This window comes from Sphingobium sp. FG11 (genome assembly GCF_057809915.1).
The window spans coordinates 238176-250949 of the sequence record NZ_JBMDKW010000003.1; the positions used below are offsets into that span (position 1 = coordinate 238176).

General features: G+C 61.9%; 13 protein-coding genes. 8 read left to right on the top strand and 5 right to left on the bottom strand.

Features of this window, described 5'->3' with window-relative positions; all coding sequences use genetic code 11:
• The first annotated feature begins 4 nt into the window (after positions 1–4).
• The 3 genes from ACODSN_RS04120 (at position 5) to ACODSN_RS04130 (ending at position 3794) form a co-directional block, all read left to right on the top strand.
• On the top strand, positions 5–211 hold the full coding sequence (locus ACODSN_RS04120) for a hypothetical protein (protein WP_489053358.1): 207 nt from the start codon (positions 5–7) through the stop codon (positions 209–211).
• A 270-nt stretch (positions 212–481) separates the two neighbouring features.
• Positions 482–2848: a TonB-dependent receptor gene (locus tag ACODSN_RS04125; RefSeq protein ID WP_489053359.1), complete on the top strand. Its 2367-nt coding sequence runs from the start codon at positions 482–484 to the stop codon at positions 2846–2848.
• A 73-nt stretch (positions 2849–2921) separates the two neighbouring features.
• The gene (locus ACODSN_RS04130; RefSeq protein ID WP_489053361.1) at positions 2922–3794 is read left to right on the top strand and encodes an LLM class flavin-dependent oxidoreductase; all 873 of its coding nucleotides are present in this window, start codon (positions 2922–2924) and stop codon (positions 3792–3794) included.
• Between the two features lie 52 nt (positions 3795–3846).
• On the opposite strand, the gene ACODSN_RS04135 is transcribed toward ACODSN_RS04130, so the two are convergent.
• The gene (locus tag ACODSN_RS04135) at positions 3847–5247 is read right to left on the bottom strand and encodes an aromatic ring-hydroxylating oxygenase subunit alpha (RefSeq protein WP_489053362.1); all 1401 of its coding nucleotides are present in this window, start codon (positions 5245–5247) and stop codon (positions 3847–3849) included.
• Between the two features lie 194 nt (positions 5248–5441).
• Between ACODSN_RS04135 and ACODSN_RS04140 the strand changes: the two genes are divergently transcribed.
• From ACODSN_RS04140 to ACODSN_RS04155, 4 genes are read left to right on the top strand one after another with little or no spacing between them, the layout of a single operon-like run.
• Complete coding sequence (locus tag ACODSN_RS04140; RefSeq protein ID WP_489053363.1) at positions 5442–6437, top strand: DUF7064 domain-containing protein; 996 nt, start codon at positions 5442–5444, stop codon at positions 6435–6437.
• 26 nt (positions 6438–6463) lie between these two features.
• Positions 6464–7015: a hypothetical protein gene (locus ACODSN_RS04145; protein ID WP_489053365.1), complete on the top strand. Its 552-nt coding sequence runs from the start codon at positions 6464–6466 to the stop codon at positions 7013–7015.
• Positions 7016–7028: 13 nt separating this feature from the next.
• The gene (locus tag ACODSN_RS04150; protein ID WP_489053366.1) at positions 7029–7496 is read left to right on the top strand and encodes a nitroreductase/quinone reductase family protein; all 468 of its coding nucleotides are present in this window, start codon (positions 7029–7031) and stop codon (positions 7494–7496) included.
• A 6-nt stretch (positions 7497–7502) separates the two neighbouring features.
• Positions 7503–7790: a DUF1330 domain-containing protein gene (locus ACODSN_RS04155; protein ID WP_489053367.1), complete on the top strand. Its 288-nt coding sequence runs from the start codon at positions 7503–7505 to the stop codon at positions 7788–7790.
• 20 nt (positions 7791–7810) lie between these two features.
• On the opposite strand, the gene ACODSN_RS04160 is transcribed toward ACODSN_RS04155, so the two are convergent.
• Genes ACODSN_RS04160 through ACODSN_RS04175 form a run of 4 tightly spaced genes read right to left on the bottom strand, consistent with a single transcriptional unit; the run spans position 7811 to position 11810 of the window.
• Positions 7811–8626 (bottom strand): enoyl-CoA hydratase/isomerase family protein, encoded by an 816-nt coding sequence (locus ACODSN_RS04160; RefSeq protein ID WP_489053368.1) that lies wholly within the window; start codon positions 8624–8626, stop codon positions 7811–7813.
• Positions 8627–8645: 19 nt separating this feature from the next.
• On the bottom strand, positions 8646–9605 hold the full coding sequence (locus tag ACODSN_RS04165; RefSeq protein WP_489053369.1) for an alpha-ketoacid dehydrogenase subunit beta: 960 nt from the start codon (positions 9603–9605) through the stop codon (positions 8646–8648).
• A 32-nt stretch (positions 9606–9637) separates the two neighbouring features.
• On the bottom strand, positions 9638–10621 hold the full coding sequence (locus ACODSN_RS04170; protein WP_489053370.1) for a thiamine pyrophosphate-dependent dehydrogenase E1 component subunit alpha: 984 nt from the start codon (positions 10619–10621) through the stop codon (positions 9638–9640).
• Positions 10622–10643: 22 nt separating this feature from the next.
• Complete coding sequence (locus ACODSN_RS04175) at positions 10644–11810, bottom strand: acyl-CoA dehydrogenase family protein (RefSeq protein WP_489053372.1); 1167 nt, start codon at positions 11808–11810, stop codon at positions 10644–10646.
• Between the two features lie 351 nt (positions 11811–12161).
• On the opposite strand from ACODSN_RS04175, the gene ACODSN_RS04180 reads away from it, so the two are divergent.
• On the top strand, positions 12162–12689 hold the full coding sequence (locus tag ACODSN_RS04180) for a VOC family protein (RefSeq protein WP_489053373.1): 528 nt from the start codon (positions 12162–12164) through the stop codon (positions 12687–12689).
• Positions 12690–12774 lie beyond the last annotated feature (85 nt).

Consider the following 12774-nt stretch of genomic DNA (forward strand, 5'->3'; position numbering starts at 1 on the left):
TCAGATGCTCTGGCGAGGCCTTGGCATGGCGCATCCGTTCGACGCGCATCGGGTTGAGAGCCGCGGTATTTATACGCGCAGCCGTGCCAAGGATGTGGGCGAAGGGGTCAGCAGTTTTCTCGACAAGCGCGCGCCCGACTTCCCTGATTCGGTCAGTAAGGACTTGCCGGACCTTCCGGGCTGGTGGCTGGACATATTGGGCAGGACGTGACGCCGTCACCTGTGCGGCATTTGAGCCACGGGGGCCGAAATTTTATCGTAAAACGGCGATATTCCCACGACGCCATTGACCGGGAAAATCATCGGATATAAGTGTGCATGCATACGGTAACATGCAGGCCCATATTCATACATATGGTAGGCATAGTTTCTGTCGTTCGACAGGCGAACGCGGCCGGTCCGGTCATCGGCCCGGCCTGTTCGCCCGATAATAAAGCGCCCTCAAGTGCGTGTCAGTTTACCCGATCACAGGGGAGGAAAAATGTCTCACATGTTCCAGCTTCAGCATTATCGCGGATTCCGCGCAGCTCTTTTGTCATGCGCGGCGCTCACCGCTGTGACCGGCGTCGCCCAGTCTGCGCAGGCCCAGAATGTGGGTCTCGAGGATATCGTCGTCACCGCCCAGAAACGCGCTGAAAACGTTCAGGATACCCCGCTCAGCGTGACCGCCATTTCCGGCGAGAAATTGGCGTCGCAGGGCATCGGGACGGTTCAGGAACTCAACCGCGTCGATCCCGCGCTCCAGATCGGCCATTCGACCGGGACGGTCACGACCTTCATCCGCGGCATCGGCAACCCCGTGACCACTGCCGGCAACGAAGCCAGCGTTCCCGTTTATATCGACGACGTCTACTTCGTGCGCGCCGCTTTTCCTTTCTTCGATCTTGCGAGCATTGCGCGCGTCGAGGTTCTGAAAGGCCCGCAAGGCACGCTGTTCGGCCGTAACGCCAGCGGCGGCGTTATCTCGATCTACACCAAGGACCCCGAATTCACGCCCGCGATGGAAGCGCGCCTGGGCTACGGTAATTTCCAGACCATGGATGGCAAATTCTACGGCAACATGCCGATTACCGATAGCTTGGCGGCAAACCTGTCGGTCAGCTATCATAATCAGGATAAGGGATGGGGCCGGAACAAGCGCCTGGTCGATCCGCTCGACACGTCCAAGGGCTATAAGGCAGGCGGCGAGGATTATTGGAAGGGCCGCAGCTTTAGCACGCGCGGCAAGATATTGTGGCAGCCGACCGACACGCTGTCGCTCAAGCTGATTGGCTATTATGAGAAAAGCCGGAGCGAGATCGGCATCTACAGCCGGCCTTTCCCCGGCACCGTCGGCGGTACGCCCGATGGCGCGCACAACGGTTTCGCCAACCTGCCGGGAGTCTTCCCGATCCCGTCGCAGGTCCTGCCGCCGCTCGGCTTTTACGACGTCGCCCTGGGCGATACGCAGAAAATGTATGACAGTTCGGAAGGCTATGGCTTCTCGGGCCGCGTCGATTATGAAATGGGCTTCGCCGACATCGTCAGCATCACGGCCTATCGCAAGGCGGATGAGCTTTATGCGTCCGCGGGTAACTATTCCCCCTATGACTGGGCTCGCTACGACCTGAACGTTATCGACAAACAGATCTCGCAGGAGTTCCAGCTGAAATCGAAGGCAAGTTCGAAGGTGAACTGGATCGCCGGTCTCTATTATCTGAATGCCGATGGCGGCTTTAACCCGACGACGATCCACGGACCGGCCGTCGAGGGCCTGGGTATTCGACAGATCGACATCATTGGCAAGCAGAAGGTCATTTCTCACGCCGCCTTCGGTCAGTTGACCTATCCGGTGACCGAGACGACCAATATCACGCTGGGCGCTCGCTACACGATCGACAAGGTGCGGGGCGATGGCGAGACCAACGTCACCTTCCTGCCGGGTGTATTCGGTCCCGGCGCCGTCACCCTGAACACCCAGAAGTTCGATGCGACCAATGACTTTGGCGGAGCGCGTGGCCGCACCATCGTCGACGGCGTCAACCCCGACCATGAGAAGAAGTTCAAGAAGTTCACCTTCAAGGGAACCATCGATCAGAAGCTCGGCGAGGACGCGATGGTCTATGCGAACATCAGCCGCGGTTATAAGGCGGGCACGTTCAACACGCTGCCGCTGGACAATGCGGCGCTCCAGCCCGAGGTCATCGACGCCTATGAAGTCGGCATCAAGTCGGAGCTGTTCGATCGACTCGTCCGTCTGAACGTCGCCCTGTTCTGGAATGATATTTCCAATCCGCAGGTGCAGGCGCAACGCAACGGCCTCGTCTTCCTGACGAACGCGGGTTCGGCGCGGACCAAGGGCGCGGAGTTCGACCTGACCGTGGCGCCGGCGCAGGGGCTGACGCTTCGGCTTGCGGGCAGCTATCTCGACGCGCGCTTCCGCGACTTCCAGGGTTGCCCGACCTATGCCTACTCCACGGTCGCGCCGGGCAATCTCGACCAGCTTGTCGCCAACTGCTCGGGCAATCGCATGCCCTATGCGTCGAAGTGGAAGGGCACCGCTGCGGTCAACTACACGCATGAGGTCGATGGCACCGGAACCTTCGATTTCGACGCATCCCTCAACTATTCCAGCAAGTTCAACTGGGATGCCGACAATCTGATCAAGGAACCTGTTCGTATCCTGGTCGACGGAGCGATCGGTTTCACGCCTGCTTCGCTTGAGCATGTGACGCTGCGCGCCTGGGTCAAGAACCTCACGAACCGCAAATATAACCTCAACTATTATGCCCAGGCTTCGGGTTCGGCCTTCTCCTCCGCTCCGGGCGCGCCGCGCACCTATGGCGGCGAGCTGGTCTTCAAGTTCTGAAAGCTGAAATTCGCATGAAACGCGATGGGGGCGGTCAGTTGCTGGCCGCCCCCTTTTTTATGGAAAGACGGGCATGAACTATTGGCTGCACATTCATAATACGCCGCCAGAACAGGGGCTGGAACTGGCCGTCATGGCCGAACGGCTCGGGTTCGAGGGCGTGTTGGGCGACGACCACTGGTTCATGCCGACGGGTTCGGGCAATCAGGACCCCAATGAGCGCGCGCCGCTGCCGATGGACTATGTCTTCCCGGACCTCTTCGCATTCGGCGGCGCGGTGCTGGCGCGCACCAGCCGGTTGCGCTTTGGCAGCTGCATCATGGTTCTCGCCAACCGCACCAACCCCTTCCTGGTCGCGAAGGCGGCGGGCACGCTGGCGCGGATCAGCGGGGACCGCTTCGTCATGGGCGTGGGCAGCGGCTGGATGCGCGATGAATATGATCTGGCAGGCGTGCCATGGGAAACCCGCGTGCCACGTACCGTCGAGATGATCGATATATTGCGCAAGCTCTGGGGGCCGGGTCCGGTCGACTATCATGGCCGCTTCTTCGACTTCCCCGCCACTTTCGCCGAGCCGCGACCCGAAAAGCCGATCCCCGTCTATATGGGGTCGATCGCCCCGGCGGCGCTGCGGCGAACCGGCCAGATCGCCGACGGCTGGATGGGCATGACGTCGAAGCTCGCCGACCTGCCCGGCCAGATCGCGCTTATCGACGAAGGGCGGTCGCAGGCGGGACGGCTGGATGAACCCTTCGACTATATGGTCGGCCTTGCCCGTAACGCGGACGGCTCGTTACCGTCGCTGGACGAGTATAAGCGCGCGGCCGATCTTGGCGTGACGCAGCATCATGTCGGGCCGATCGACCATGCGCTGGGCGTGCTGCGCTCGTCCTTCGACGACAAGAAAAAATATGTCGAGAATTTCGCCCGACGCGTCATGCGCTGACACAGGAAGGGCGCGGCGGAACAGACCGCGCCCTTCCTGAAAAGCATGACGATCAGAGTGCGATGTCGCGATCGATCAGTGCATGCCAGGTCTGGATCAGCCCCTCCTGATAGGAGCCCAGCCGCGAATGCGGCGCTGCCGGGTCGGCGGCCTTCAGGCCACGCTGCACCAGCGGCAGGTTGCTCATATCCTGATCGAAGATCAGCCCCAGGAAACTATAGGCGGGCGCCATCTGCGCGATGCTTTCATGCTCGCCGATCTCGATCGCTTCGGCCGCAGGGGGCCGGGGCTGCCCCTCGGCATAGGGCATCAGCAGACGGACATCGAAATAGCAATAATCGGGGTCCGTCTCGTGCGGCAGGAACTGGTAGACGAACGGCACTGCTTCCGACAGCCACAGGGTGAAGTGCGGGTAGAGGAAATAGAGCGAGCTATCGACCATCACCGCGTCGGGCTGGCGCGTGGGTCGGCCATAAGCCCCTTCGTAAGTCTCGCGCGCCCATTGGCCGACTTGAGCGCGGATATCGCCCTGGGGATCGATCTCGGGCATGGTCGCATCGGGATAGTGCCAGATTTGCTGCACCTGCGCGAAGGCCATGCCGGCGGCCGCCGCGGTGGCGGAGGCTTCTGCATGCATGCTCGGCACCGCCGATGGCACTGCCTCGCGACCGACCGCGCCCATCGGCGTCATGAAGATATCATATTGCGACTGGCTGTCCCCGGTGAACGGCACGCCTTCGGGGTGCGTGGCGTAGACATGGTAGGATTCCTGAAAGGCTTCCTGCGTCGTTTTCCAGTTGGCGTGCACCAGCTTGCGGAACCGCGCCTTGGTATAGCGTTTTTCCGGTGCGAACTCCCGAAAATGCTCCGGCATCGGACCAAGCGCGTCGGCCAGCGGGGGCGCATTCCTGTCCGCGTTGATGAAGATGAACCCGCCCCAGCGCTCCAGCTTCACCTCCGGCAGCGATCCGTTCAGGCGCGTGATGTCGGGAAAGTCCCAGTGGCTCGGGATGCGCTTCAAGCGCCCGTCTATATTCCATTCCCACGCGTGATAGGGGCAGCGGATCGTTTCGGCGGACTCCTTTTTCGCGCATAATGTGGTGCCGCGATGCAGGCAGCTATTATGGAAAGCGCGGAAATCCTCCGGCGCGGACCGCACGATGAAATAGCCGTGGGGACCAACCTGAAACGGCACGCGATCGCCGACCTGCGGAATATCCTCTTCGCGGCAGGCGAACAGCCATTGTTTCGACCAGATTTTGTCCAGCTCCAGCTTGAAGAAAGCAGGATCATGATAGCATTTATAGTCGATCTGCCGGTTGTCCGGCTCATAATCGCCGCGCTCGGCCATGGCCGCGTTCGGGCCCATCGAATCGCGCTCCCACAATTCGCTCAGCAGCGGACGGTCAGCGCTGCCATATCCGCGCAATCTGTCGCGCGAGCCGGTTGCCATGATGCTCTCCTCGAAGCTTATTCGTATGCTAGAATACGTTACGCCGGTCGCCCGACTGTTTCAAGAGGGCCAGTTTTTAAAACGGTCGTGCCGATCGCCGGGGCTGCGTCCATCGTCACAATTTGCTAGCATATCATGTGCGAGCATCCTATCATCGCATTAAGAAAATAGCGGCATGCAGGATGGAGAAGTGGATGTCGGATACCGACTGGAACAGCAATCTGGGCCTGGGCTTCGGCCAGCACCAGCCGGGAGACGAGTTTTTCCACGGCACCGGTGAGCCGGTCGACTCGCTCACCGAAACATGGTTCTGGAACTTCCACGTCGCCGAGGCCGCGATCAATTGCTTCGCCTATTGCTGGGTCCACCCGACGCTCAAGGTCGTGTCGTCGGGGCTGTTCATCTATCAGGGGCTCAAAGCCAGCCATCTGGAATGCGAGCTGTTCGAATATCGCGACTATATGTCGATGAGCGTCGTCGGCGATGGCAGCGACATCCATCTTCCCAACAGTTTCCGCGCACAGGCCGTCGACCCGCTCAACCATGTCCGCCTGACCTTCGACGATCCGCAGCGCGAAACCAGCGTGAATGTCGATCTGCGCGCGGTGGGCGTGCCGATCATGCGCGCGAACAACAAGCATTTCGAACAGGTGATGCACGCCACCGGCGAACTGATCCTGCGCGGCAAGAGCTACAAGGTCGACTGTCTGCCGGTCCGCGACCGTAGCTGGGCCGAACCGCGCCCGGAAAATCATAATCCCGCGCCGCCTTATACCTGGGTCACGGGCACGTTCGGCGAAGATTTCGCCTTCAACGTCGGGTCGCATGACGACCCCGATCGCCATCCCGACTGGATCGGCGTGATGCCGGTTCCGGCGCGCATCTTCAACGATGGCTGGGTCGTGGTGAACGGCGAGCAGCGGCGCGTGGTCAAATCGTCGAAGCTGACCACGCGGCGCGGCGACCGGAACAGCCCGGTTACCCACGACTATAGTTTCGAGGACGACCGGGGCGATGCCTATCATATCACCGGCGAACTGATCGCGCAGACCGAATGGGGCGGCTGGTCGAACACTACCTGTCACCTGGGCCTTGTGAAATGGGACTGGAATGGTCGGACCGGCTTTGGCGAAAGCCAGGAAGTCCATTGGAACGACTATGTCTGGCGGATGGGGCAAAGCCGCACATAGGCCCGTAAAGTATCGAGGGGAAAGACATGACGGCGCCGCGCATATTGGGCTGGCTCGTGATCGCGATCATGAGCATGCTGATGGCCAATATCCTCATCCATGACGGCATGGATCATGGCGTCGGCTTCGACACGTTCGCCGCCGGAGCGTCGAACCCTTGGCAGTTGTTCATCAATAATGACCTCGTCACCGGCCTGTTCTTCATGTGCGGGTGGATCATCCTGCGCGAACGGGGCGGACGGGTGATCGACACCATCGCCTGGGTGTGGATGGTGATGTGGTGGGGCAATATCATCGTCGGCGTCTATGTGCTGCGCGCCGTATGGCAGTCCGATGGCGACTGGCATCGCTTCTTCCTCGGACGGCATGCGGGGAGCCTGCCCCCGGTGACGATCCCCGCGCCGTTGCGGGTGTTCGCGGCCCTCGCTGCACTGGCGGTAGCGAGTTGGAGCATATTGACGATCAGGGCGACGGGTTTCGCCCCCATTCCCGCGATGGGCCTCACATTGGGCTTTGCGCCGATCGTCCTGACCCTCGTGCTGCTGGCGCTTCCCGCGCGGCCCGCTCCAGCCCGATAAATTTGCCAAACCCATGTCCGTACCCCCATTCAATGACATCCCGGCCGACATCAACCGGATCATCGCCGCGCATATCAAGTTGCACCTGACCGATCCGGCGGCCGCCCATATGTGGGACGCGACGCCGGTCGGCACGCCCCGGCTGGTTCCCACGCTGCTGCTGACGAGCACCGGCCGCAAGAGCGGCGAGCCGCGCCATGTGCCGTTGCGCTATCTGGACGATGGCGACGGCTATCTGGTGATCGCGTCCAAGGGCGGCAATGCCGACCATCCGATCTGGTTCCTGAACCTGGAAGCGGACCCCGCCTGCGAAATCCGCGTGGGCGCGCCGCTGGTGCGGGCGTTCGCGCGTATCCTCGATGGCGATGACTACGCTGTTGCGTGGGCCAAGGTCGTGGCCGAGGATCGCGTCTATGCCAAATATCAAAAGCGCGCGGACCGGCGCATTCCCGTCGTCCGTCTCGAACCGGTCGAGGCTTGAGGCATCATGCCGGCATATCTGGTCGTCGAAGTCCGTTATGGCGATATGGGCTGGGCGCGGGCCTATCGCCGCGACGTACCCGCGATGATCGCCGCCTGGGGCGGGCGCTATCTCGCAAAGTCGCTTTTGCCCGAGCGGCTGGAGGGGGAGGGTGACGGCCCGGACACGCTGGCGATACTCGAATTTCCATCCGCCGACATCGTGCGGCAGTTCATGGCCAGCCCCGAATATGCGCCCTATGCCAAAGCGCGCCGGGCGGGGGCGCGTACGACCATGTATCTGCTCGAAGGTTAAAGCGACCTTCGCCGGCCCGATCAGCGCGTCGAGGGAAAGTCGGGCGCGCGCTTTTCCATGAAGGCGGTAACGCCCTCGGCAAAATCATCGTCACCGACACAGGCGACGATGCCGTTCGTTTCGCTGTCGAGAATCTCGCTCAAGGTGCGGGCGGGCGAGGCGTTGACCATCGTCTTGGCCAGCCGGATCGCGGTCTGCGGCGCGCGCGCCAGCCTTTTCGCGACCTTCAGCGCCTCATCCTCCAGCGCGTCGGCCGCGACGATGCGGTGCAATATGCCAAGGCGCAGCGCCTCGGCGGCGTCGACCCTGGCCGCCGTCATCAGCAACATGCGCGCCATGCGCACGCCGACCACCTGCGGCAGCACCGCCGTCACGCCGCCATCGGGGGTCAGGCCGACCCGCTGGTGCGCGAATATGAAAGCCGCCGTCTCGTCGCCGATCGCATAGTCGGCGGCCAGCGGATAGAAGAGGCCCGCCCCCGCCGCCGCGCCGCGCACCGATGCGACGATCGGCCGGTCGAACGCGGCGATCGCTTCGATCAGGCCCCGCGCGAGCGGCAGGCGGCGGGCGAAATCGGCCTGCCGCGCTGCGACATCCTGCTTGATCGATTCGGAAAAGCTGGCGACGTCGCCGCCGGCGGAAAAGATCTTCCCCTCGCCGCGCACCAATATGCAGCGTATCTGCGGCGTCGCCTGCGCGACCCGGAACAGGTCGGTCAGGCCCGGCACCGCCGTCTTGGGAATGGCGTTGCCAAATTGCGGGCGGTTGAAGGACAGGCGCAGCACGCCATCGGCCAATTCGACCAGATAGCTGCCGTCTTCGGCCGATTCGATCATGTGTATTTCCTCATCCGGTTCAGGCGAGAGCGGCCCGGACGGCAGCGACGATCGACGCCGCATTGGGCGCGAACGCCTGTTCCAGCGGCTTGGCGAAAGGCACCGGCGAATAGGCGCCGCCGACGCGCTGTACCGGACCCTTGAGGTCGCTCCATAATTGCTCGTGGATCACCGACGAGATTTCCGCGCCGACGCCATATTCCTTCACCGCCTCATGGACGACGACCGCGCGGCCCGTCTTCTTCACCGAGGCCAGAACCGTTTCGCGATCCCAGGGCGAAACCGTGCGCAGATCGATGACCTCGGCGGCGATGCCCTCCTTGGCCAGTTCCGCTGCGGCGGCGGCACCGTGCACAGCGCCGATCGAATAGGAGATGATCGTCACATCCGCGCCTTCCTGCACGATGCGCGCCTTGCCGAGCGGCACCGGCTGGAAGTCGACCTCGCCCGGCGTCCAGTAGAGTGCCATCGGCTCGACGAACATCACCGGGTCGTCATCCCGGATCGCCGATAACAGCAAGCCATAGGCGTCCGACGGGTTGGACGGCATGACCACCTTGATGCCGGGGGTATGGGCGAACCAGGCCTCCAGAAAGTCGCTATGCTGTCCGCCCTGCGAAAAGCCGCTGCCGGTCATCGTGCGGATGACGATCGGAACGCTCGTCTGCCCGCCGGACATGAAGCGCAGCTTGGCGGCGTGGTTGGTAATCATGTCCATCGCGACGGTGACGAAGTTCATCAGCATGATCTCGGCGACCGGACGAAAGCCGATCAGCGAAGCGCCGATCGCCGCGCCCATGATCGCCTGTTCGGAAATCGGGGTTGATTTGACGCGGTCGTCGCCGAACGTGGTCGACAGGCCACGGGTGACGCCGACGACGCCGCCTTCTTCACGATCCGCGACATCTTCGCCCAGCACCAGCACATTGGAATCGGCCTCGCACGCGGCATGGAGCGCCGCGTTGACGGCCTCGATCATATTCATTTTCTTGGGGTTCGTCATGGCGGGCCTCAGGCGAGTTCATACGCGAAAACGTCGCGCTTCAGTTCGGCGATATCGGGCAGCGCGCCGGCATAACCGGCGGCCACCGCCGTTTCGATCGCGGCCTTGATCTCCGCTTCGATGTCCGACAGATCGGCGTCACTGGCGATGCCGTCGGCGATCAGGCGCTTGCGTAGGGCGGGCACCGGGTCGTTTTCCTTATAATCCGCCAGTTCGTCGCGCGGGATATAACCCGCCGCATCGCCGACCAGATGGCCGTTGAAGCGGAAGGTCATCGCCTCGATCAGCGTCGGGCCGTCGCCGGCGCGGGCGCGCTCGACCGCGATCCTGACCGCGCCATAGATTTCGTCCGGATCGTTGCCGTTCACCGTCACGCCTTCCATGCCATAGCCGGCGGCGCGCATGGAGATGGTCTTGACCCTCGTTGAATTGGCGAAGCTGGTATGTTCGGCATAACGGTTGTTCTGGCACAGGAAGATCACCGGCAGATCCCACAGTGCCGCCAGGTTCAGCGATTCATGGAATGCGCCGATATTGGCCGCGCCGTCACCGAAATTGGCGACCGACACCTGACCCTTGCCCCTGAGCTTTGCACCCCAGCCAAGGCCGACCGCGATCGGCATGGAGGAACCGACGATGCCGGTCGTGACCATCATTCCCTTTTGCGGGTAGGTCAGATGCATCGGGCCGCCCTTGCCCTTGCACGATCCGTTCACGCGACCGGCCAGTTCGCCCCACAGGGCTTCCAGCGGAAAGCCCTTGGCCAGCATGTCGTGGGTGCCGCGATAGATGGTGCAGATGTAATCCTCGTCGGTCAGGTTCGCCGCGACCGCCGAGGGAATAATCTCCTGACCTTGGGTGGAATAAAAGGGCATCATCAGCCGCCCGGCGGTCATTTCCTTGATGACGCGCTCGTCATTCAGCCGAATGAGCGCGGCACTTTTGTATATGGCCAGAAGCGTCGCCGCATCTGGCTTTGGGTAATTGGACACAAGTGCCTCCTTTGAAGGGGGATCAGTATGATTTGGGGAGGTCGAGCACCTTTTCGGCGATGAAGCTCAGGATGAGCTGCTCGGTGATCGGCGCGATGCGCAGAAGAATGGATTCGCGGAACAGGCGCTCGACCTGATATTCGGTCGAATAGCCCATGCCGCCATGCGTCATGACCGCGCGGGTACAGGCGTCGAACGCGGCGCGACCGCCCAGGAATTTGCCGGCATTGGCTTCCGCGCCGCAGGGTAGTCCGCTGTCGTAGAGATTGGCGGCGCGCATGATCATCCAGAAAGCGCTTTCCAGATAGGCCCAATTCTCCGCGAGCGGATGCTGAATGCCCTGATTTTCGCCGATGAAGCGGCCGAATACCTTGCGTTCGCGCGCATATTGCGACGCCCGCGCCAAGGCGCCCCGGCCAAGGCCGACCGCCTCGACGCCGACGAGGATGCGCTCGGGGTTAAGGCTGTGCAGGATATAGTGGAATCCCTTGCCCTCCTCACCGATCCGGTCTTCTTGAGGTATGAAATAATCGTCGATGAAGGTCGCGTTGGAATCGACCGCGTTGCGGCCCATCTTGTTGATGCGGCGCACTTCAATCTGCGATTTGTCGAGATCGGTGTAGAACAGCGTCATGCCGTCGGTCGGCTTTTTGCACTGGTCCTTGGGCGTGGTGCGGGTCAGCAGCAGCATCTTGTTGGCGACCTGCCCCGATGACGTCCAGATCTTGCGCCCGGTGACCCGGTATCCGCCGTCCACTTTGGTCGCGAAGGTCGTGATGCTGGTGGTGTCTAGCCCGGCGTCCGGCTCGGTCACGCCGAAACAGGCGCGATCGGTGCCGGCGATCAGGGGCTTTAGCATCCGCTCCTTCTGCTCGGGCGTGCCATTCACGACGACGGCATGCGGGCCGAAAATGTTGAGATGGAGGGTGGATGCGGCGGAATAGCCGCCCGCGCTGCACGATACTTCATGCATCATGATGGCCGCCTCGGTCACGCCCAGATTGGCGCCGCCCAGTTCTTCGGGCATGGTGATGCCGAGCCATCCGGCGTCGGCCATCGCCTTGTGAAATTCGAACGGAAAGGTTTTTTCCTGATCCAGCTTCGACCAATATTCGTCGGTAAACTGGTCGCACACCCGCTTGACGCCTTCGCGAATGGCGTCCTGCTCTTCGGTAAATTTGATGTCCATGGGACCTCCGCCTGGGTCATGCGTGATCGTGGCGAAACGCCGGCAATCTTGGTATGCATCATTACTATATGCTAACTGTATTTAGTCAAGGCCGCGACTGGAAAAGCTGATGCCCCCCGCCGGATCGGGCGCAACTGCTCGATACAAGGGGCGATAAGCGCCGTTAATGAACAGTTCGACCTGCGCAGCCCCCATGCTGACCGATCCGTCCGGCGCGTGGGTCGTGATGCGTGCATCGTCTCTCCTGCAAATATCGACCGCCCGCGCGATTCTGGTTGCATAGATAGGATGCTAGCATATGGTTGCGATCATAACCAGTGCGTTGCAAGCGTGAAAAAGCAGGAGCGGAAGATGGGCAAGGCCCCCTATGGAGCATTAAATCAGGTCGCCTATATGGTGCCCGATCTGGACATGGCGATCGACTGGTGGACGCAGGTGATGGGCGTCGGCCCGTTCTTCGTTTTTCCTGCCTTCGATGTGGCGGCGGGCGATTATCGGGGGCAGGCCCATGTCGCGCAATTCGGCGCGGCGATCGCCTATTCGGGCGAGATCATGGTCGAACTGATCGAGCCGCGCGGCCCTTCCATCTTTCAGGAGTTTTTGGCCGACGGGCGCAGGGGCGTGCACCATCTCTGCGTCTTTACCCAAGACCTTGCGGCAACGGAGGAATGGATTTTGTCGAAGGGGGGCGCCCGGTTGCAGGGCGCGCGCTTCGGCGATGGATCGGAACTCGCTTATTATGACATGTCGGGCGACGAGGCCATCATCCTCGAAGTCGCGGCGCTCAAGCCCGAAGTGCTGGGGCTGTTCGCCGCGATCAAGGCAGCGGGCGCGGCGTGGGATGGAAAAACCCGATTGTTCGATCCAACCGCCGGATAGAGCGCGTTTTCCTGAGAGACGCCCATTGAACAAGGGCGCAATATGACGATAAGCATGCGTAATTAATCGGAGAGGTGAGTCATCG